The 22,920-nt window shown below is 43.9% G+C and carries 16 protein-coding genes; 3 read left to right on the top strand and 13 right to left on the bottom strand.

Annotated features, from left to right (window positions below):
- The first annotated feature begins 189 nt into the window (after positions 1–189).
- Positions 190–537 (top strand): hypothetical protein, encoded by a 348-nt coding sequence (locus tag BZA03_RS13860; protein WP_110289082.1) that lies wholly within the window; start codon positions 190–192, stop codon positions 535–537.
- Positions 538–713: 176 nt separating this feature from the next.
- Here BZA03_RS13860 and BZA03_RS13855 read toward each other — a convergent pair whose 3' ends face one another.
- From BZA03_RS13855 to BZA03_RS13840, 4 genes are all read right to left on the bottom strand, one after another.
- Positions 714–1,337 carry a TetR/AcrR family transcriptional regulator gene (locus BZA03_RS13855; RefSeq protein WP_014949468.1) on the bottom strand — a complete coding sequence of 208 codons (624 nt, stop codon included), beginning with the start codon at positions 1,335–1,337 and terminating at the stop codon, positions 714–716.
- Between the two features lie 101 nt (positions 1,338–1,438).
- Positions 1,439–2,485 carry a protease SohB gene (gene sohB / locus BZA03_RS13850; protein WP_110289081.1) on the bottom strand — a complete coding sequence of 349 codons (1,047 nt, stop codon included), beginning with the start codon at positions 2,483–2,485 and terminating at the stop codon, positions 1,439–1,441.
- Between the two features lie 120 nt (positions 2,486–2,605).
- Positions 2,606–5,128 (bottom strand): acylase, encoded by a 2,523-nt coding sequence (locus BZA03_RS13845; RefSeq protein ID WP_110289080.1) that lies wholly within the window; start codon positions 5,126–5,128, stop codon positions 2,606–2,608.
- A 240-nt stretch (positions 5,129–5,368) separates the two neighbouring features.
- Positions 5,369–7,966, bottom strand: coding sequence for a VolA/Pla-1 family phospholipase (locus BZA03_RS13840; protein ID WP_110289079.1), 2,598 nt, complete (start codon positions 7,964–7,966; stop codon positions 5,369–5,371).
- Positions 7,967–8,286: 320 nt separating this feature from the next.
- Between BZA03_RS13840 and BZA03_RS13835 the strand changes: the two genes are divergently transcribed.
- Positions 8,287–9,030, top strand: a complete 744-nt coding sequence (locus BZA03_RS13835) for a YciK family oxidoreductase (protein ID WP_014949464.1) — start codon at positions 8,287–8,289, stop codon at positions 9,028–9,030.
- Between the two features lie 95 nt (positions 9,031–9,125).
- Here BZA03_RS13835 and glnS read toward each other — a convergent pair whose 3' ends face one another.
- The gene (gene glnS, locus BZA03_RS13830; RefSeq protein ID WP_110289078.1) at positions 9,126–10,793 is read right to left on the bottom strand and encodes a glutamine--tRNA ligase; all 1,668 of its coding nucleotides are present in this window, start codon (positions 10,791–10,793) and stop codon (positions 9,126–9,128) included.
- Between the two features lie 296 nt (positions 10,794–11,089).
- Here glnS and BZA03_RS13825 point away from each other — a divergent pair, with 296 nt between their 5' ends.
- Entirely contained in the window at positions 11,090–12,112 is a 1,023-nt protein-coding gene (locus tag BZA03_RS13825) for a LacI family DNA-binding transcriptional regulator (RefSeq protein ID WP_039227862.1), read from the top strand.
- An 88-nt stretch (positions 12,113–12,200) separates the two neighbouring features.
- On the opposite strand, the gene BZA03_RS13820 is transcribed toward BZA03_RS13825, so the two are convergent.
- The 8 genes from BZA03_RS13820 to BZA03_RS20710 all read right to left on the bottom strand — a co-directional run.
- Positions 12,201–13,898 (bottom strand): alpha-amylase family glycosyl hydrolase, encoded by a 1,698-nt coding sequence (locus tag BZA03_RS13820; protein ID WP_110289077.1) that lies wholly within the window; start codon positions 13,896–13,898, stop codon positions 12,201–12,203.
- Between the two features lies 1 nt (position 13,899).
- Positions 13,900–15,381 (bottom strand): MFS transporter, encoded by a 1,482-nt coding sequence (locus BZA03_RS13815; protein WP_110289076.1) that lies wholly within the window; start codon positions 15,379–15,381, stop codon positions 13,900–13,902.
- Positions 15,382–15,419: 38 nt separating this feature from the next.
- Positions 15,420–17,360 carry a glycoside hydrolase family 13 protein gene (locus BZA03_RS13810; protein WP_110289075.1) on the bottom strand — a complete coding sequence of 647 codons (1,941 nt, stop codon included), beginning with the start codon at positions 17,358–17,360 and terminating at the stop codon, positions 15,420–15,422.
- Positions 17,361–17,516: 156 nt separating this feature from the next.
- Positions 17,517–19,469 (bottom strand): alpha-amylase family protein, encoded by a 1,953-nt coding sequence (locus BZA03_RS13805; RefSeq protein WP_110289074.1) that lies wholly within the window; start codon positions 19,467–19,469, stop codon positions 17,517–17,519.
- Positions 19,470–19,591: 122 nt separating this feature from the next.
- Positions 19,592–20,488, bottom strand: a complete 897-nt coding sequence (locus BZA03_RS13800; protein WP_110289073.1) for a PEP-CTERM/exosortase system-associated acyltransferase — start codon at positions 20,486–20,488, stop codon at positions 19,592–19,594.
- A gap of 96 nt (positions 20,489–20,584) precedes the next feature.
- The gene (locus BZA03_RS13795) at positions 20,585–21,073 is read right to left on the bottom strand and encodes an RNA methyltransferase (RefSeq protein WP_258364645.1); all 489 of its coding nucleotides are present in this window, start codon (positions 21,071–21,073) and stop codon (positions 20,585–20,587) included.
- A gap of 786 nt (positions 21,074–21,859) precedes the next feature.
- Positions 21,860–22,720 (bottom strand): patatin family protein, encoded by an 861-nt coding sequence (locus BZA03_RS13790; RefSeq protein ID WP_014949455.1) that lies wholly within the window; start codon positions 22,718–22,720, stop codon positions 21,860–21,862.
- A 135-nt stretch (positions 22,721–22,855) separates the two neighbouring features.
- A partial coding sequence (locus BZA03_RS20710) for an IS3 family transposase (RefSeq protein WP_375342585.1) occupies positions 22,856–22,920 on the bottom strand: 65 nt, incomplete at its 5' end.

The following is a 22,920-nucleotide window of genomic DNA, read 5'->3' as shown; positions in this document are numbered from 1 at the left end:
TTATAAAAAGACGCGAACGTTTAGCATTATACCTGTAATTAGACAATTATGAGTGGTGAGTAGATCCAATTTTAGTTTTGCGACACTTGCTGGCTTGGTCGTTACGCTGGGCGAGTTTTTCTCAGCGTTATAGCAATTACATACGTCGCATAGCGTTCGTCATCTTAACAAAATAAAGAGCAAAAAAGCATGGCAAACTTAGACAAAGACGAAGTGGTAGCAGCATTTACCGAAGCTTATAAAAAGGCGAACGGCAAAGCACCATCTATTGAGAGTAAAAGTGGTTGGTACAGTGTAGATGGCGGTAAGAACGTCCGTTTAGCACAGCTTCAAGAGATGACAGCGTCGTTAGCTTCTGGCTCTTCTGACGCCACGAGTGAAAGCGAAGAGAAAAAAGCGCCAAAGAAAGAGGCAAAAGCCGCAGCGAAACCAGCGAAGAAAAAGGCAGCTTCATCCAAAAAGTCAGGATTTTCGGTAAAGGATTTCTGGGCAGAAAAGCTCAATGCAGAGGCGCCTGGCGCAACCCTTCCTCGATAATTTTGCATAACCTGATTTAATATCTAGTTTAGCTACTGGTGTAAAAACGCAATAAATGTCGCATACCGTAAGTGTCGTTGAGGCACTTATGTTATGTGGCCCCTTCACTATTTATTATGAAAATAATAATAGCTTACCACTCTTTCTCAACTGAGTATTTAACGAGCGCGCTTGAATTATTTGCCTGCTAGCCCTTGGGCTACGAATGGAACTAGGTGCTGGATAACTTCTTTTATATCGACATGCTTGTGAAAGTCAGACTCAGCTATTTCTGTTAGCGCTTGGCTCGACGCCATTGAAAATACAAAACTTCCCATCGCAAAATGCAAGCGCCAGAATAGTTCTTCCTCAGGTAGATCAGGAAGACAACGCCTTATAGCATCGACAAGTGCACGGATACAATCACCATAATCATTCATTAAGAACTTACGCAAATGCCCCTGAGTTTCGTTGTAGCCACGTCCTAGCAACTTAACAAACGTAGAAGTACCCTGCTCTGAAATGGTGTTGAGGTTAAGCATAGGAGGGATCAACGAATACAAGAGTTGCTCAACGCCCTTCGCACCTTCCATAGGTGTCAAAGACGCCAAGCAAGACTCTACCTGCGGCATTAGGTGATCAAAGTACCTTTTAAACACGGCTTGAATTAAATTCTTCTTACTGCCGAAGTGATAGTTCACCGACGCCAAATTCACTTCTGCTCTGGCAGTAATCTCGCGCATGGATGTTTGAGTAAACCCGCTTTGAGAAAATAAGTACTCTGCCGCATCTAATATATCGGTTTTAGTATGCCGTGCCATATTCTTTTTATTATCTTTTTGTAGGTTAAAAATTTAACGTACGTCTGTGTTAACAATCGTTTTATCGGTCCTGAATTATCAACACAGACAAATTGTCGCTATTAAAACCAGTGACGCGCTTTGCTCATTGATTTCATAAACACGCGCTCAACAACATTTGCTGCAGACATCCCCAGTTTCTCTGCTACATTTTTCTTCACAGCATACTTAACACTAAATATTTCGCGTGCGGGATAATGAGAAAGAATATAGTCATCTGAGGTTGTGATGTCGTCAATTAAGCCAAGCGACTTAGCTTTAATACCTGGCCAATACTCGCCTGTGGCGACTTTATCGATGTCCATATCTGGACGCTGGCTTTGAACGAAGTCTTTGAACAGTACATGAATCTCTTCAATTTCTTCTTTAAATTTCGCGCGACCTTCATCGTTGTTCTCACCAAATATGGTTAGAGTACGCTTGAATTCACCAGCGGTGTGTTGTTCAAACTCAATATCATTTTTCTTCAATAGTTTATTGAAGTTAGGCAACTGAGCTAAAACGCCTATGCTGCCAATGTAAGCAAATTGAGACGCCAGTAATTTGTCTGCAACACAAGCCATCATGTAACCACCGCTTGCCGCCACTTTATCTACCGCAATCGTTAGTTTAAGACCCTTTTCCTTGATACGCTGAAGTTGAGACGCTGCAAGTCCATAGCCGTGTACAACACCCCCACCACTTTCAAGTCGAACCAAGACTTCGTCTTCTTTATTCGCTACACATAAGATAGCGGTAATTTCTTCTCGTAAGTGTTCCACTTCATTGGCGTCCATCGAACCTTTAAAGTCGATGACATAAAGACGGGACTTCTCAGACTCTTCGCCCTGTTCTGTGATTTTGGCTTTGTTTTTTGCTTTATTTTTAGCTTTCGCTTCTTTTTTCTGTTCCTTGGCTAATTTCTTTAACGCATTTTTATCTAACAGAACCTGTTTCGCGTAATTTGTAATGTCTTTCAACTGCTCAGAAATAGACACGATCTCAAGTTGCCCTTTCCCATGCTTTTGCTTACTCGCTAAGCCAACAATGGTAGATACAACCACGATAAAAGCGATAACTAGCGTTACTGCCTTGGCAACAAACAAACCGTACTCGTACAAAAACTCCAAACTTCACTCCTAGTAAAATAAAACGGGTAAGCGTCGTTGTTTACCCACAACGTAAATAGCGGCCTTGCTTTGTGAAAAGCAACGCCGCTTTGCTAATTACGTTATAATACCAGTCTCATCTTATTCTGACGATAGGGTAACTTGCTCTATCTTGTTAGCCTCTATCTCCTCGTCAGTAAAGAAGATATCTCTTAGCGTAGGCTGCGTAGAATAAAGCTGAGTTTGGTCTAAGAAATGTTCACTGCCATACTTGCGAGATTGTGAGTAGGTCAGAATACCCCGTCCCTTTGGGCCTTCATCAGTGAAGTTAATAACCATAGCCCAACTGGTGCCATAGTTAATATGGTAGCCCTCAGCTTCTGCACTCATTATGGTGTTACTATTCACAGGCTCGTAGTTATGACGTGGAAGCAACGTACCGTTCCTGTTGCTTATAACGTCAAACACGTTAAAGCCACCTTCAATATTGTGTGCACCAGCCCATGGTAGTTTGATACCAGACGCCGTGCCATCTGGCAGGCTTCGCTCAACAAACTGAACGTCCCCTAGCGGCGCGTCAAATGCGACACCTGCTTGCTCAATAACTTGAGTTGCTCTTGCCAATTGTTCAAGAGTAACGTCATTTTGCATCAAGCCAGAAGGCGTAGTGACTGGTGATTCTAGTGAAAACGGCGTCTCCCACTGTGGCGCTTGGTTAAACTGGAATGCAAATTCTCTAAACACGTGTGCACCAGTACTTGTAAGGTTCATGGTGCCATCCCAATCCTCCAACGCAGCACAGGCTTGTGAAACATCAACGCTATTTCCGTCTACATCTACAGGTGTTGAACCTTGCGCTGCGCATAGCGAAAGCAATGAAGGCAAAATATTCTCTGCTAAATAACTTCTGTTATTAAACAGTAAGCCTTCCACTTCGTCTGGCGTAAAGGTTCCGTCACTTCCCGCTTCGTTTTCAATAAACTGTTGGCCCATTCTTGAGCGTAGTGTTTGTTGATATTCCACGCTACCAAATAGCGGATTGCTTACAACAATTGGTGAGTTTAAATTCGTTAACCAATAGCTGTCGTTCGAGTTTTGAACTGAATCCGTGCCCTCGTACTTAGGCGCTTCTTCGTATGGAACGGGTCCTTCGAAATCAAACTGCGAAATGTTACCCGGTAATACGGTAAAGCCAGCAGCTGCTTTAGTCTGAATAAGTAACGGGTTTGTGGTTAGTTGCTCAATTGCGGTTTCGGTTAGATTCGGCACGGTTGAATCGTCAATGTAGAAGACTTGACCATCATCAGATGCAGCCATTGTATTATTGAAAATAACACCGTCGTAATCTTTAAACGCCTGCTTAAACTCGTCCATGGATGTCGCCATATTCATGGCAAGCCAATGGTCTACAATATCGAAGTTAGGCAGATTTGCGTCTTTTATGGCAAAGGCATTATTACCATTCCAATCAAAGTTACCAGGCACTTCAATCATTGGACCGTAGTTGGTGTAATACGCGGTCTTATTAAGCTTAATGGTTTGCCCTCCACCCACAGCGACATCAATTTGAAGTGGCTTTTCATAGATGGTGCGTCTGTTGCCATCAACCATATGGGTAAGGCCAGATTCATCATTTTCGTCGAGGGTCAGCTGATACACAACAAAATGTTCAGCCGTCGAGAAGGTGTGTGTCCATGCAACGTTTTCGTTAAATCCAATATTTACTGCACCAGGCAATCCCATCAACGAGCCACCTGTTACATTCAAGTGTCCGGGTACTTGAGCATGGAAATTCCAAAAGCGTAGGTTTCCTGTGTGAGGAAAATGCGGATTGCCTAAAACCATACCTTTGCCATTGGTCGTTTTATCGCTGCCTAACCCCCAACCATTAGAGCCCATTTCTTGAGGATTTTTTTCAGGCAGACCTACCGTTGGTGAAATCTTAAAGGTAGAAGCAACGTCACTTGAGGACGCAGCTGGAGTAGGTAGATAACTCTCACCTTCAGGCGCTGCAATAAACATAGGTCCTAAGAAATTAGCGGCCCCAGGTAATAGCGCCACGCCTAATGAGTACGTTAATAGATCCACACTATCAATTTCAGTGACCCATGGTTGGCCAGCACAGCTTTGATCTTGTTCTTCTACAGGAGTTTCAGCTAAGTACCGGTTGTATCCAGCAGTGTAGCCTTGAAACATTGCACGTGAATTAGCAGACAACCGAGGTAAGTTCTCTTCTGCTAACTCTCTAATACCTAGAGTAAGAAAACCGAAATCGTTAATAAGGTGCTCTGAATCACCGCTACCAGGTACAGTATCTGGACCAAAATACTTAGCTCTCTCAGAGTTATACTTAACAATCTGGTCGGCCAGTACGCAAAGGTTATCGCGTGCAAACGCATAACCCACACCGTAAGCCATACTTTCTAGGTTATCGGCTTTCACATGCGGAACGCCATAGGTGGTCCAGGTAACATCCGCGGACAGTGTACCGTCAGGAGAAAATGCTGGAATTGGTGCTGGTGTTGGTTCGGGTGTCGTAGGCGTTGTGGGCGCTGGTTGTTCTACGTTAGAAAAGTCGTTATCGTTATCGCCGCACGCACCGAGAAGTGCAGTGAGTGATAACGCAATAAGCGTCCGTTTAGCGTTAAAGGTGTTGTCAATCATCTCAAATGTTCCCTAATGATAAATGAAAAAGGTCAACCACTCTTACCGCACGCGTCTTCAAAGCGGTGTTAATTACAGCATAAGTAAAACTGATCCGACCTGAATTCACACTACATTAACAAATGAAAACATTCAAACAACATTATAATTTTTCTACAAAAAAGCCGGCAATAACGCCGGCTTTCTTTCTGTAAAATGTAAGCAGTTGTAACGCTGCCCATTGGAGCAAACTACCCTTGGCTAGTTCGCTACAACACTTTCATCAGAAATTGGCAGTACAAGTGCGTCAGACGCAATATAACCCGCCACTTCTTTTTGCATTTCCGTTGTTACCGCTGCGCTCGCCGCAGGGCTTAAGCTAGAAGCATGAGCACCACTATTGAACTGTACAATTCCGCTAATTGGATCTGTACCAGGACCTTGCGTGGTTGTCACTTGCTCTAAGCCAATGGTCGCTGCCAGAGGAAGCTGACCTGACAATGGTAACGCTGTTGAAATTGGAATAACTTGATCCGGAAGGTTCGCGTCGCTGCCATCACCCACTACCGTCATCATATGAACTGGCGTATTGCTACCCAGTGTCTGAGCGTAGTTAGTAGGGTCACCAGCATCCATTACCGTTTGCGCAGCAAAAGCAAACTCTGCAAATACTGCATTTACTTCGGCAGCCTGCTCAGCAGTAAGATTTTCTTCGAAAATCGCTACCGCTGCGCGAAGTTGTTCTTCGCTCACATCAGTGGTTTCATACAGTTGATTTAGCAAGGCAACAAACTCTTCAGAAGCCTGAGACAGCAACAGACCTTTGATAAGAGGACCAAACGCGGCTGACTCAATTAGGAACTGAGCAACACCGCCCCCTGGAGACTCAAGAGAAGCTTGCTTGACAGCAAACATGCCATCAAGTGCTGCTAAATCGCCGCCCATCGACGTGTTTGCCACTGAAGCAAAATTACCACCAGTGATAGCGCCTAGAGACACACCCATAATCGATACACGTGACATATCAAACTTAACATTTTGCGCTGCTGTGGTATCGACAACTGCGTTTAGTCCTAAACGTAGACCAAGTAAATCTGACACGCTTTGGCGTAGATTGTCCCGAGCCGTAGGCAAGCTGGCAAGGTTCATATAGTGAGTTGCGCTAACCGTAGTCGCGTTCAGTTCATCTGTACCGTCGCCATTAAGGTCAAAACCGCGGCTACCGTGTAATGGTTGGTCGATTGCTACTGACGCAATACCTGCTAGAGACAGAGTACCAGTGATGGCAAGCATATCTTCTTTTTGGCTGGTAATACCGTGCGCTAGAATAACCACTGGCCAACCGGCTTCAGGCATGCTGATAGGAAAACCTAAAGCACCTGCAATTGCTGGGTCAGGAATAGTAACCTGAACGTCTAACGTTTCTGTACCCATGTTTCCGCCAGTAGGCTGTGGATATGGGTTGAATTTAGTAATGTTTCTTGCGCTATCTAACATTTCGCCGTTAATACGAACGTCAGCAAGGCCTAGTGAAGAACACATTGCTGCATTAGGACCTGGCTCTGCGTCTGCAAGTAATTCTTGAGGAGCACCAGCTAAAACAATTCCGCTGTCACAAGCTGCCTTCCAGAAATCATTTACTGGAGCAAGTGGGTTCTCTGCACTTGGAACACCCAAGAAATAAGGCAATGCAATATTACCTTCATAACGTTGAGCTGCACAGAAAGGACCGGCTTGCGCTAAAATGCCCGTAGAAACACCAACAGCAAATTCGTTCAGCGCACCCCATTGAGCAGAAAGTTGACCAGACGCCGTACCCGCAAGTCCTGCACAAGTTTCTAACAAGCTGAAATCAGTAGCGTCAATCGCTGCTTGAATGTTATCTGGTAGACCTTGTTTACCCTGCTCTACTGCGCCAGCTACAACAGTAGCGTTTACAAGACCAAGTGCTTCCATGGCATTAGGCGCTGCAGATACATCGCTTACCGTGATTGCAGGTAGTGCAGTTGGAGCGGACGGGTCACCGCCAGCAGCCAGTTGTGCAAAACGGCTAATCATGACCTTCTTGATGGTATCAAGCGAGTTGGCAATAGACTGTGTGGTGAAAGCTGACACGTAAGTAATGTCTTCACGGTCGAAACCCGCACCAAGCACTGGATTAACTAACGAATTAACTAAGCCTTGTAATTGAAGTTGTGCTGCACTTGATAGAGGATTAGTGTCGATGTCTTGTCTTACTGAGTCCCACGTAGTTGAACCCTGAACCGATTTGCCAGAAGAGTCTTTCAAATCAGTGGTCATTACTAACATGTAGCCCTGAGCTGCTTTTAGCGGCTTAAGAGGAACAAAAGTGATTGTGTTGCTATCAGCAAGGCTGAGTACGTAATCAACACCAAAGGTAAGTTGATCGCCAAGCTTACAACCCGCAGAAGGTGTTGTAACCTGCGCGCAGTCAGGATCACTTTGGTCAAGACCTAACGTTGCTTCAAAAAGCAACACGCCAGAAGATAATGTACTTGCATCAAGCGATGTGCCGGCAGGTGTTTCTACATTGATTACAAACGGGTGTTGAGTTGACCAACCGTCTAACACGTTGAGTGCATTTTGCGGGTCAGCAAAATCTGTAGGGTCATCGACCGGAATATTCAGTGTGTAATCAAAGAAACCATCATCGCCTGGAAGCATCAGAAGGTCGTTTGGAATGTTCAAGTTCCCATTAGCTGGGTCAAAAACGATTCGTGAAAATGGTGTTTGGACTTCTGTTTCGGCCTGAATGTCGGAAAGGGTTTCATCGGAGCCACCACAGCCTGCTAGACCCAGCGCAAGGGCCACACTGGAACTTAATACGAGTTTTCTCATCTCTACTCCCTACAAGCATTGTTGTTATTCTGTGTCTAAAACTTAACTCTATTAAAAGTAGCTTGGTCTACCCTGTCTTTACAGGCGTAGATGATAGTTTTAAACATGTTAGACCAGTTGTATCTTCCTCAATCTTATTGACTTTGTTGCAACTTTGCAAAGTTTTGTTAACTACTTTTGTTAACTTTTTTTACGTTTGAAGAAATTTTCATTCATTGTTTTACTTGTGAGTCAGGCTGAGTATGATCTGGTGTTTGATTCTTAATTGGGTCTACAGGCCCCAATCATTGCGATATAAATGAACCTTTTGAAGGAAAATGATGAACGATTACAACGCACCAGCGGATTTATTGCGCGATAAAGTTATTCTTATCACCGGGGCTGGCGATGGAATTGGTGCACAAGCCGCAAAAACGTATGCTGCACATGGCGCTATTTGTATTTTATTAGGCCGCACCGTGTCTAAACTTGAAGCTGTGTACGACGACATTGTCGCAGCAGGTGGACAAGAACCCGCCATTGTTCCTTTAGATATCAAAGGCGCAACGCCCTCTCATTATCAGCAAATGACGCAAACCATTATTGACCAGTTTGGCCGATTAGATGGTGTTCTTCACAATGCGAGTATTTTAGGCCACCTAAGTGCATTTAAAGATATTGATGCGCAAGAATGGCAAGACGTGATGCAAATTAACCTAAATGGTATGGTCTTCATGACACAAGCGCTTATTCCCGCTTTAGAGAAGGCAGAAAGTGCATCGGTAATTTTCACCACCTCTAGCGTAGGCAGAAAAGGTCGCGCATTTTGGGGAACGTACGCCGTATCAAAATTCGCAACAGAAGGCGTTATGCAAACCCTTGCTGATGAATATCGAAATAAGTCACTGCGCTTTAACTGTATTAATCCAGGTGGTACCCGCACACAAATGCGCGCTCAAGCGTTTCCAGCAGAAAACCCTGATACACTAAAAACACCTGAAGATATTATGCCTACGTATCTTTATCTTATGGGCGAAGACAGTAAGGAAACAACCGGACAGTCACTTGATTGCCAACCAAAGTAATTAACGAAAGCAATGTTCCATTAAACAAAAAAACCGCTTAAGCAGCACTTAAGCGGTTTTTTATTTACAGCGCATAAATGGCTAAAGGCCAGTGCCTACTCGCCCATTTTGGCCCATGTATCTCTTAGACCTACAGTGCGGTTAAAGACCGGCTTGTCGTCTGTGCTGTCTTTATCTACACAGAAGTAGCCCGTGCGTTCAAACTGCCATGCTCCTACTTCAGGAACATTGTCTGCCAATCCGGCTTCTACCCAACCGTGTTTTACTTCCAACGAGTCAGGGTTAATCGCATCGGTAAAGTTCTCTTCCGCTGCTGGGTTAGGCACGTTAAACAAGCGATCGTAAAGCCTAAACTCCGCTGCCTGTGCCGTAGCTGCGTCCACCCAATGAATAACACCTTTAACTTTGCGGCCATCAGCCGGATCTTTACCAAGCGTATAAGGGTCATACGTGCAGTAAACGGTAGTGACATTACCATTTTCATCTTTTTCAACGCGATTAGCTTTAACCACGTAGGCGTTGCGAAGACGAACTTCTTTATCAAGCACTAAGCGCTTAAACTTCTTGTTCGCCGACTCTCGGAAGTCTTCTGCTTCTATATACACTTCGCGACTGAAGCCGATGTTACGCGTACCCATACTTTCATCGTTAGGATGATTTGGCGCAACAAGCGTTTCTGTCTGGCCTTCCTCATAATTTTCGATAACGAGCTTTATTGGATCTAGTACGGCCATTGCGCGAGGAGCATTTGCATTTAGGTCGTCGCGTATGCACGCTTCTAGCATGGACATTTCAACCATGTTGTCCATCTTAGTCACACCAATGCGTTTACAAAACTCAACGATTGAACCCGGTGTGTAGCCGCGACGGCGTAAACCTGCAATGGTAGGCATGCGTGGGTCGTCCCAGCCATGTACATGGTTTTCGTCGACTAACTGAATAAGACGACGCTTGCTTAATACCGTATATTCTAGATTAAGACGTGAGAATTCATACTGTCTTGGCGTGCAGTCGATAGAAATGTTTTCGATAACCCAATCATAAAGACGACGGTTATCCTGGAACTCTAGTGTACACAGGGAGTGCGTTATTCCCTCAATGGCGTCTGAGATACAATGTGTAAAATCGTACATTGGATACACGCACCACTTATCACCAGTTTGATGATGGTGAGCATGCTTAACGCGATAAATTACCGGGTCACGCATACACATAAATGGCGATGCCATATCAATTTTCGCACGCAGACTACACTCACCTTCTTTATATTCGCCTGCCGTCATTTTGGCAAACTCACTGAGGTTAGTTTCAACGTCTGTATCGCGATAAGGGCTATTTTGACCAGGCTCTTTAAGTGTGCCACGCATTTCGCGCATAACGTCTTGCGCTGAAAAATCTACATAGGCTAAGCCTTTTTCAATAAGTTCAACGGCGTATGCGTGTAGTTGGTCAAAGTAATTCGATGAATAGCGCGCTTCTCCGTCCCACGTAAATCCAAGCCATTGCACATCTTCCTTAATTGAATTAACGAAGGTAATGTCTTCTTTTGCAGGGTTGGTATCGTCAAAGCGTAAATTGCACGTACCTGTGTAGTCTTGAGCAATACCAAAATTCAAGCAGATAGACTTGGCGTGGCCAATGTGTAAGAAGCCATTCGGCTCTGGTGGAAACCGTGTTTTAATTGCGTCATGTAGACCACTAGACAGGTCTTTATCAATAATCTGACGGATAAAATTGGTCGGACGGTGTTCAGTCTCGGCCATTCGCTTGTTCCCCTTATGCACGTAATATTTCAAAATCTCGCTGAGTATAACACTCTCGCAATTACTTCAACCATGTTTTATTCAAAGAAGCCTGACAAGTGATTGAATTAAGAGCGATCTGCAAATACCTTCTAAAACTAAATGCCGTTATGACTTCCAAAATATAAATAAGCACTAACGAAATCGTAACTTTGCGTGGCATTTGAGCGACTGCGTCTCAAAATGCGCGCGTCATTATAAAAATATGGTAATCTAAATTCGCGACAACAAGGTCGTAGCAGCAAATCATGGTGTTTATGAAAGAAAAAGCAACCTCTTTTGACATTGCCCACTTGGCAGGTGTTTCGCAGTCGACGGTTTCGCGAGCGTTAAATAATAGCCCGCTAGTTAATCAAGAAACTAGAGATCGCGTTCAGCGTATTGCCCGGGAACTCAATTACAAAGTGGATAAAAACGCAAGTAACTTGAGAAAGCAAAAGAGCAGCACAATTGCCCTACTCTTGTTTGAAGATCCTACGTCCGATGATTCGATGATTAATCCGTTCTTCCTAGCGATGCTCGGCAGTATTACTCGCGCGTGTGCGCAAGCAAACTATGATCTGCTTGTGTCCTTCCAAAATTTAGATGATGACTGGCACGCAGAATATGAAGACTCAAATAAGGCTGACGGCATTATTCTATTAGGATATGGCGACTATACTGATTACCAAAACAAAGTCGCGCAACTTGAATCGCAGGGCACCCACTTTGTTCGTTGGGGTGCGCCAGATGAAGCCCACCCAGGGGTTAGTATCGGTTGTGATAACTATCAAGGTGGCCAAAGCATAACGTCACATTTAATTGGCTTGGGTAAAACTTCCTTTGCGTTTATTGGCGACAACGGCGATCACGCCCCTGAATTCAAAGCGCGTTTTAACGGTTATTTTGAAACACTTCATTCTCATGGGCTCGATCAGTCAAGTGTTCAACGCAATGCTATTTCGACTGAGGACGCGGGGTCAGAAGCGGTGAAATCATTGCTGCAAAGTGGCGAACTTCCCCAAGCAATTGTCTGCGCATCAGACCTTATTGCAATGGGCGTGCTTAGAGCGCTGCGCCAGGCAAAAGTGAATGTGCCTGATGATGTAGCCGTGGTTGGCTATGACAATATTGCGGTTTCAGCCTACACCACGCCTTCGCTCACCACTGTTCAGCAAAATACCAAACTGGCGGGAGAGTTATTGGTAAACACCTTATTAAAAGCCATTAACAACGAAGACGTTCAGGATTATTTAATGCCTGCGGATATTATTATTAGGCAGTCATGTGGCAGTGAGTAAGCGTGTGCAAATTACACGCTAGAAACTAAACAAAAAGCCCCGGGCGTTAAACAACCACGGGGCTTTTTTATTGTGCGCTAAACACGTTTTATTGGCGGGCCAACTGATGCTTAATTTGAGCAAGTAATGCGCTGTTACTTACTTGACCTTCGCGCACCCATACCTGAACGCCATTGGGCTTAACCGTTGCGGTTAACGCATCACCGAGTTCTACCGTTTGCGTTTCTCCAGATAATTGTTCCGTCCAGTCGCCCGATTGCATAAAGTCACTAACCTCAAAAGATTGTGCGGCATTACCCTTATTAAGCAATACAAGTGCAGTCTGCTGTGTTTCTGCAGTATCAACAACGCGATAAAACGCCGCTTGATGACCGTCAAGTTCAACGTTGACTTGAACACCGCGCTGCAGTGCTACCGTGTTTTTACGCACATTGGCAATCTTTGTAAGCGCCTGTTGAATAGGATGTGTCTTGGCTTGGTCTAGGCGCTCTTGGCCAACATAGTTACGATTGCCAGCATGTTCCGCCGTACCGCGCATGAAGCCAATTTCAGATCCCATGTATACAACCGGAATGCCTCTTACTGTAAACAACCAGTTATGCGCATTAATAAAGCCTTCATCAGTGGCATTAATGCGCGCCATATCGTGGTTATCGTAGAACGTAGTTAATTCATATGGATTGTTATATGGCCCGTGCGTAAGATGAAGCACCGTTTCTAAGTCAGCAAAATCACTCTCTAGCGGCTTTTCAAATACACTCACCATGGCCTTTTGCATAGGAAAGTCTAATACACTGACGCCCCCATTTTTCGGTAAAGTATGTTGGGCAATGTTGTTCGCCTCATAGTCAAATGCTTCGCCAAACATAAAAAAGTCAGGGTTTTTCTCGCGTATACGATCTGACGCTTCACGCCAAAACGCATGAGGCACATGCCTGATTGTATCTATTCTAAATGCATCAGCACCTTGAGAAATCCAATACAAATAGCTGTTGATGAGATAATCGCGTACAGCGGGGTTTTCGTCATCTAGATTAGAAAGCTTTACTAAATCTGGATAGTTGTGAAAAAAGCTATGAAGCGGGTTTTTTTCAGGGTCAAGCTCTTCAGGCGCCAAGTTTTGATGATCAGCAACCAGATTTCCATCGCTGTCATATATTTCCCCGTAGCCGGGTAAGTCCTTTTCCATGGTGAAGCTCGGTGTGCCATGATTTGCCACAATATCAAACACGGACTTAAGGCCATGCTGACGCATTTTCGCCGTATAGTCACTAACGCTTAAATTGGCGCTAACCAAATGCTCGTCAGCTTTATAGAAATTAGTTGCCCAATAGCCGTGATAACCCGTTTTACCACCGTCTTTAAAGGCACCGCCATAAATAATGGGTTCATCGCCATTAAACGCATAGTCCGGGTTATCGTGGACAGGCGTCATCCATACTGCTGTGAACCCCATTTCTTTAATATAATCGGCGTTGTTTAAGATACCCTGTAAATCACCGCCCATGTAACCCACATAGGCTTTCTTACCTTCAGGGCCTTCTAAGGGCAGTTGCCACGTAGGGTGATCGCCTCCCTGCTCTTCATGATTGTTCGAAGGGTCGCCGTCTACAAAACGATCTGTTACAACAAAGTACACCGCTTCGCTAGCAAATGGCGTAGTGGTACCTACGATAGCGTGGCTGTTTTCTTGTATATCGTTAGATGAAGGAACAGATGTACTCGAGCAGGCTGAGCAAAATAAACCAGCTAACGTTAATGCGATTGTTGTACGATTAAATGACATATTAAGCTCCCTGCGCTTCTTCAATTTCTTGCTTATCGGCCTCGTTCACGAAGAAAACTGAAACCGCACCAATTAACATAGAAACTCCGGCAACAACGATAATGTACTTTGCGTCGTTGTCGAAAACAGAACTTAGAATCCAGCCAGCAGTTAGGCCCGATACAATTTGAGGGGCGGCTACGGTAAAGTTAAAGATACCCATATAAACACCCGTTTTATTTGCAGGTAACGCACCAGCTAACATAGCGTAAGGCATAGCAAGAATAGCAGCCCACGCAATACCTACGCCTACCATAGGGATTAACAGCTTCACTGCCCCCAAAGGTACAGTTACTTCAGTAATCAGTAAGTTTACGTTGATCATCGTTAGGTCTTGGAATAACAAGAAGCTTATGTAGCTCAGGCCACCTAGCGCTAAAGACGAAGCGTAAACCGTTTTGCGACCAAACTTGTCAGCAAGTTTTGCCAAGAAAATAGAAAAAATCGCAGCAAATACCGAATACGCAGCAAATAGAATCCCTACCCAATCACCAGCAGCTCCCTTGGCCATGATGATGGTTTCAGGCACCATCGGGGCTGCAGCAATATAAGCTGGGTCAAACCACTGCTTATCTACATTCCATATATGTTGCGTAATAGCAGGTGTGGTATACACCCACATAATAAAGAGCGCAAACCACGAGAAAAACTGCACGACAGCAAGTTGTTTCATTGTCTTTGGCATATCTTTTACTAACGTGAAAAACTCACTTAAGCGTTGTCCTAGCGGTGCTTTAGGCGCTTTTTCAGTTGCAGGCTGCTCTTCGGTAAGCCCTTTATAGCGGTTGTATTCATCTGGTGCGTATTCTTTGGTACGAACTACCGTCCAAATGACCGTACCAAGCAGTACTGTAGCGCCAATGTAGAAAGCCCAAACAACAGAAGGTGCAACCTCGCCCATTTGTGCCGTATTTTCAAGGCCAATAACATTGGTAAGCACAAATGGCAGTATTGAGCCGATAACTGCGCCTATATTAATCAGTAACGACTGAATCGAATAGCCAACATTCCGTTGTGACGGCGGTACCATGTCTGACACCAATGAGCGAAACGGCTGAAAACATACGTTAAACGACGCGTCCATAAGTGCAACCATTAACGCGCCCATTACCATAGGTGCCAAGAAGGCAACAAATATCGGCGCATTAGGCAGTAAAATCATACCCAATACTGCGGCGATAGCACCAGCAAGGATGAACGGGCGGCGTCGACCTAATCGATTCCACGTTCTATCAGATGCTGAGCCAACAATTGGTTGAACGATTAACCCCATGATTGGCGCGACGAGCCAAAATAGTGATAGCGAGTGAAGGTCTGCCCCTAAGTCTGAAAGGATCCGACTTACGTTTGCGTTTTGCAGTGCAAAACCGAATTGAACACCTAGAAAGCCAAAGCTGACGTTCCATATTTGCCAGAAAGAAAGGCGTGGTTGAGTTGCTTGCATACTTTGCTCTATTTATTGTTTTACTGTAGTTAATACGATTACTGCACAATGAAAACACTAGCAGACATTGCTGGTAAGCTTAAGGTATCCGTCGTCTTAAAAGATATCCCATCGCTAACTCGTGTTAACGTCTGGTGTGTGCTTAGCACCTCTGCATACTTATTTAGAGGCAGGTCCACTGGCTTTTTATTTAAGATGACCAATATTTTATCAGACTGATTAGTATTTGATTTATCTGCACCACTGGCTGAATCGACATTTGCCTCTCGAATATAGGTATAAACCCCATTCTCCGGTGCAAAATGCTTCAACAGGCCTTTAAACTGCAAAGGGTGTGATTTACGCAGTTGAAGTAAGCCCTTCACACGCTGCTGTGCCCAACGCTCATCATCCGTTAAACCGTGCCCGGTAAAAGCGTTTTTGTCATTGTCCGAAGGCCACCCGCCTGGAAAGTCAGAACGAATAATACCGTGGTCTTCACTGCCTTCGTTACCCATTAAAATCTCTGTACCGTAAAAAACTTGTGGAATACCGCGCGTAGTGAGCAATAGCGTCATCGCCATATTCCATTTGTCTTTATCATGACCGAGCTGAGTAAAAATGCGGCTCATATCGTGGTTATCAGGAAAGATGACCAAATTATTCGGGTCGCCGTACAAAAAGTCAGTAGCTAAGGTTTCGTATACAGAGATGAAGCCAGAATTCCAGCTTTCGTCATTGCTCAACGCTTCAACGACTGCGGCTTGAAGCGAGAAATCCATAACCGATGGTAGAGCGCTATCGTAATCATCGTGGCGGTGGCTACCCGCCTGCCAATATGCCGTGATTGCGGGGTTAACTGACCACTCTTCCCCTACTATATTGAAATTCGGGTACTCGTCCATTATGCGGTTTGTCCATTGGCTCAAAAACGCCTTATCAGGATAGGAGTACGTATCCACACGTATTCCACTTAGCCCAGCGCTTTCAACCCACCAAATCGCGTTTTGAATAAGGTAGTTCGCTAAATGCGGATTGCGCTGATTTAAGTCCGGCATGGTTGGCACAAACCAACCATCGCTAAACCCTTTTATATCGCTTGCTATGGCGTGAGGGTCGTGAAGAGCTTCACGCTTGTGGGTTGTCCCTACAAATTTACCGTTGTTATTAATCCAGTCGTGTGACGGCGTATCTTTCATCCATAAATGATTACTGCCTATATGGTTAAGTACCATATCCATTATGATGCCAAGACCCTTTGATTTAGCTTCAGTACTTAACGCAATAAAATCGTCATTGGAACCAAATCTAGGGTCTATTTTGTAGTAATCCGTGGTGGAATAACCATGATAACTGTATTTATCCATGGCATTTTCGAGCATAGGCATTGTCCATATTTGAGTAAAGCCCATATCCTGAATGTAATTGAGGTTATCAACAATACCTTGAATGTCACCACCGTGGCGACCACCTTTGAATGAACGGTCTGCGGGATCGCCATAACCCTTAACATTATCATTTTCCACATTACCATTGGCATATCTGTCGGGGGCAATAAGATAAATAGCATCTTGAGGCCCAAAGCCTTCGCGCGAGGCTGAGCCTTGTGCTCTTTTTCTCAGCGTGTAAGTTAAATCACGGGTCGTACCATCGCTGTCACTAAGCCTGATAACTAGTTCCTGGGCACTAACATTCGACGTGTCTAGCGTTACGAATAGATAGTTTTCACTATCAAGGGCTTGGCTATGCTTAACTCTTACATCGCCTTTCGCTATTGAAACGGTGTCATCGGCAACATCATCACCATAAAGCATCAGTTCTACATTACTGTTTTGCATACCAACCCACCAATTCGGGGGGGAAACATCAATGCCACTGTTTGCAGATGATTGAACTGAGAATAAAGGGAAGGTAGTGATACAGCTGAGGAGAAGCGGAATTGCGCGCTTTTGGATTTTTTTATTACCACTGTCATTAGTTACACGATTACGTTTTGGCACATCAACCCCATGTTAAAAATACGTTAAGTACAAGATGGTGATGAGATACTACCTTGCCCGTCCGATCTGACCAATGCTCTGCATACGTATTCACGAAACACCATGTAAAAAAACATGGTGTTTCGCGTTAACTCAGCAGCATGTGATAAAACCTAATTAGAAGGCGAATACTTTAGTCTCAAGCCCTTCCAATGAGAACGAAGCGTTGTAGTTAATGCCCTCTTTTTCCAGCGTTATGCCTTCATGAGAAAGCATAGGCGCTAGCGTGATCCGATCGCTATCTTTACCTAAAACATTTGAAGGAACAACAAGCTTCATTGCACCTGTAGGCTTATCGTTAAAATTAGCCACAACCACAAATCCGTGCTCACCTTGCGCGCGCACAAAAGCAAATTGCTGCTCAGTATAGGCTGAATCTTTCACATCAAGATTGAGTGCGTGCAGGCTTTGATATTCACCTGTAACTGCAGGGTTTGTGGCAGCAATAGCCATCACGTCTTGGTAAAATTGGTGAAGTGCTTTTTCATCTTCGGTAGATTTCCCTGCATCAAACTTACCGTCGTTCATAAAACGCTGATGGGCAGGAACACCTACATAATCGAAAATTGACGTACGTGTTGGATCTCCAAAACCAGTCTCTTCGCTACCGTCTTCACCCACATCCTGACCAAAGTACAACAACGTAGGCGAACTGCTAATAAGCGCACTCACTGCAAGCGCGGGTTTACCTTTCTGAGCACTACCGGCAAAGTCGGGGCTGGCTATACGTTGTTCGTCGTGATTTTCTAAAAAATGAAGCATATGCGGGGCGATATCATTGATTTCATCATGAATAGTAACCAGTTTGCTTACTTCTCCACTCCCCTGCATAATCGTTTTTAATGTGTCGTAGAAACCCACCTTGTCGTAAAGGTAGTCCATTTTGCCTTGGTGGATATACTCGCGATACTTATCTGGTTGATAAACTTCCGCTAGCAAGAACGCATTAGGTGCCTTTTGTTTAATACTGCTATTTAGAAACGACCAAAACTCGACAGGCACCATTTCGGCCATATCGTAGCGGAAACCGTCGACACCTTTATCTATCCAATAATGTGCAATATCTCTGAATTTATACCACGAATCTGGTACGTCTTTTCCTTGCCAAAATGCGGCATGTTCTTCAAAAGACTTATCACTGTACTCTTCAGGTAAAACTGGAAAGTCGTAAGTGCCGTCAGGCTTCACGCCATAGTTCACTTTTACGGTCTCATACCAGTCGTTTATATCCGGTTTCGAAGCTCTAGCACCGTTGCCTGTCCATTTTGCTGGAAACTCTTCGAACTTACCGTCAGATAGTGGATGCTTTTCACCACCTAGAGGTTGATAGTTATCAGCTGTGGGCACTTGAAACGCTTCACCTACTACATAGTAAAAGTTGTTATCACGGGCGTATTCAACAGACGTGTCATCGTGCGCGCCGAAATCACTTACACCTTCAGGTGCAGAAAGTGAATGGTAATCACGGGCGACATGATTAGGCACGATATCGATAATAACCTTCATTCCCGCTGCGTGAGTCCTGGCAATTAGCGCTTCAAATTCTTCTAAACGCTTGGCTGGATCATCGGCTAGGTCTGGATTAACGTTGTAGTAATCTTTAACTGCGTAGGGAGAGCCCGCTCTGCCTTTCACTACGTCTGGGTCGTCGTTTGAAATACCAAAATCAGTGTAGTCATTAATCACCGCATGGTGCGGCACACCGGTATACCAGATATGACTGGTTCCCAAGGATTTTATGGCCTTTAGCGCTTCGGGAGTAAAATCACTAAACTTACCTACCCCATTGTGCTCAATTGTGCCCCAAGGCTGGTTATTTGTATTCGTGTTTCCAAACAAGCGAGTAAAAACTTGATAAACAACAGGTTTACCTTGCCTTTCAGCCGAATCGTTTAGCGTCGAACTTTCGCCGCTTTGACCAAATGGTTTCAGGCTAGCGTCTTTGGTCACCGGTTTTTGATTATTCACTGGAGAGGTCGGCCCTGTACACGCTGTTATTCCAATTGACAGCATAGCAATTGACAAGGGTTTAAGACAAAAACGAAATTGGAAATTTGGCATGGTAATCATTGTGATAAACGTAAATTATGCCAACAGGATACGCGTTAACTGGATGTTAAAAAACATGCATACGTATTCAAACATAAAAAAACCGCCTGACGAGGCGGCTTAGTATTACAGATAGCATGGTGTCATGCTGCATGGGCTATGCGAAGCGGTTTTCGAGTATGCTCAATAGTGGGAACGGCCACATCGCCAATAGCTTGTAACGCACTATTTAGTTCTGAGTGAATCTTTCTGTGAAAACCTTTTAATGGTTTTGCTAATTCTGTTGCCAAAACAGTTGGTGAGACTCTATAAGGTACACGCTTACCATTGAACTCTATTGCTTCGCCAACTGAATTAAAATGAATACCAAAAGCCTTCATTCTTCTCGCTAACTTAGGTTCCATTAAAACGTAGGCATGTTTTACATTTAAATGCTGGCAGATACTCGTTGCCATTAAATAAAGCGCAATTGAAAGGTATGGAAAGTGCTCAACATTGAACGTTAGATTCTTTTTTTGTTTTACCTTTTCAAGCTTTTCAGCGGGAAGAATTTTTGAGCGCATTTGACGAACCCTGAATTCCCTTGGTATTGCTAATCGTGAGATTTCACAAACGCTAGCAGGGTCACAACTGGAAGGAAGTAGTTCATTTTTCTCAAAGGCTTCAGCAAATTTTTCTTCCAATGGAAGTGCCAAGCCATCTTCCGTCGGCAAGACCAACCTTATCGTGCCTGCACACTCTCCTGTTGGCAAATGCTTGATGTAGCAATTGATCGCGCGATCATCAAACTTATCTTTTTCTAATTCAGTGGCATTTTTCTGCTCGAAGTTCATTTCTTCACAATACACTTTGTGTCGCGTTTTATAACTCACCTGCTTTTCACTTTCTTCGTTAGCAATCACAAGTTCGTAACGACTAAAGAAGAAATTAGAAATACTCTCTTCGAGTGAGAAACGACTAGGGAGTACCCTAGAAAATGTTTGTGGTAGTCGACTCAGTTTGTTAGACACGGCGCCATTAAACGCTCGAACTGCGCTCATTGTTCTCATCTTCAACGCAAAGCTCCCCTGATTTAATTTATTATTAGGCTTGTGGGTAACTTCCTGTTCGCAACGACAGCCTTAGTTATTTAATTACTATTTAATCTTAGATTTGTTATTCGTATCTCTACTTTGTCTGATAAGTTCATCCCCACTTTCGTAATCAGACTTTGACAGACGGTCATACAGCAAAACATTTGCCGTGGCCGCTAAATTCATGCATGAAAAAGTAGGAACGTAGACAACATGATCGCACCAAGACAAAACGTCTTCGCCAATACTGCCATCTTCAGGACCTAGCAAGTAAAACGCATTGCTCGGGTGCTCAAACAAAGGTAGTGGTGTAGCACCCTCTACCAGTTCAACCGCTACGACTGACGCACCTTCAGGCACTACTTCTTTTAAGTCGTCGACCCCAATGGTCGGAATGACTTTATGAAACGCTTTCGTATCCGCATTAAAATCTTTAGCAAATCGATAGCGCTGACCAGTATAAAAAACGCTGGCCACACCATAACAACCTGCAGCTCGCAATATAGAAGCAACATTTACGGGATTTTTCGGGTTTATTAACCCAATTGACATTTTCTGATTCGCAATTCGCACGTTTGTATTTATTTTATTTTTTATTCAGCATTTGATATTGCCACGTTCTTTCTCACGCTTCTAGACAGGTTAGCGTAAACTAACCTTAAGTATGATTTAATTTATCAAAAAAGCGGCAGACACAAAACTCGCGATTCAACTATGCCAATAAGCACTTCTGCTAATGAGCATTGGTCTCCTCTTGTTATCGAGAAGCACGTGATGCTGCAAAGCGTGGTCGATTATAATTTCTATATTTTAATAACGTGTGACAGTTTGGTCTATTTACTCAATCCCTTTTTTAAGAAGGATTTAATGCTGAGATAAATGAACCATCTAAAATCTTCGCATCGTTTAAAAAAAACAGCGTTTATTGCCACCTGTTCAGCAAGATGCAGACCAGTTTAATGAAAATATTGCACATTACCTGCAAAGTTTACATAAGAATGCTTCATAAACTCGATAAAATTCACTTTTTTCAAAATGTTACTAAAATAGGAAAAATGGAAACTTATGTTCAAACGGGAAGTCAGCAGCGCTAGTTATAAGCGATGTAAGGGAAATAGCGTTGCTAAATTCACCAATTCACGATGTGTAAGACTGGTACTAGAAGTAAGAATTAGTAGCTTAAGCTTAAACTGTTGCCAAATTGAAACAGATTAAGTTGCTGAAAATTAATGTTTTAATTGAGATAAAAAAAAGCTTGGAAAAAAAACCAAGCTCTATAAGCCTTTTGTTGCGATTTGCATACAGGCTTTGTACAGAAAGAAGAAATTAGTCTGGTAGCTATGCGCTTTTGCGCTGTCTTTCCACTGAATTCTCATAGCAATGTTTAAGATAGCGTCTTGCCATGCGCCGCCCTTGACCATAGCCTCGCAATAACTTCTTCTTATCCATAGTTAAACGCTTAACGCAAAAAGCTTCATCAGGCGCTATCACACGGATTGTGCAATCGTCGGGTGGATTATTGAGAAAAGCTAACGTTTCGTTATAAATGGCTGCACGCTGCAACATCTTATCGAGTAGCGCAGGCTGGTTGCCATACATCTTTTGCATTAGCCAAACAGACTTTACTTCTGGTTTTGTAAAACCTAACGGTTGAGAAAGAATAACCGTGATATCCTTCGCACCCATTTTGTATGCTTGAATAGCAGGTATTGCATCTGCCACTCCCCCGTCCAAGTATCGCGTACCGTTTATTGAAATTTCGTCTCGGTATGCAGTTGGCAACGCACAGGAAGCTACCATTAAATCATCAACATTATCTTTGGTGGCTTGTATATATTCACATTCACCTGACTCTGCATTAGTAATCCCAACATACAGTGGCATGCTGCTTTTTTCACCTGGTGCAGGAATATTCATGGACTGTTTAGAGTGATGCCATAGCCAATGGACATCTGTCATGTGCCCACCTTTTATGAAACGAAGCGGGCTAAAAAACTCCCTCTTTGTGGCGTATTGCGTGATGATGGTTTTACTAAGCCCATGCATTTTCGATACGTAGGTTGAAAGATTAGTTGCGCCAGCTGAAACACCAATCGCGAAGTCGAACGAATGGTAGTCATGCTCCATGAATTTGTCTAACACGCCTGCTGCAAAAACTCCGCGCATAGCGCCACCTTCAACAACAAGTGCACGTTTCATTTTCATCTCCTTTTGAATAAATTCAACCACTCTGGTACGACCACTATTTTCTTGGTGATACTACTAGAGAATCAAGAGATATGCCAAAAACAAAAAACCGCGAACTGAAGTGACCCCATTAAGTTGGACTCATTTCTAAGCGGCAACCAAGGCCTGATTTCGATATTGTATCGGACTCAGGCCTTTTAGTTTTAGCTTAA

It is taken from the genome of Alteromonas sp. I10, from assembly GCF_003201515.1.
Lineage (GTDB): Bacteria > Pseudomonadota > Gammaproteobacteria > Enterobacterales > Alteromonadaceae > Alteromonas > Alteromonas macleodii.
This window is presented reverse-complemented; position numbering and strand designations above follow the sequence as displayed.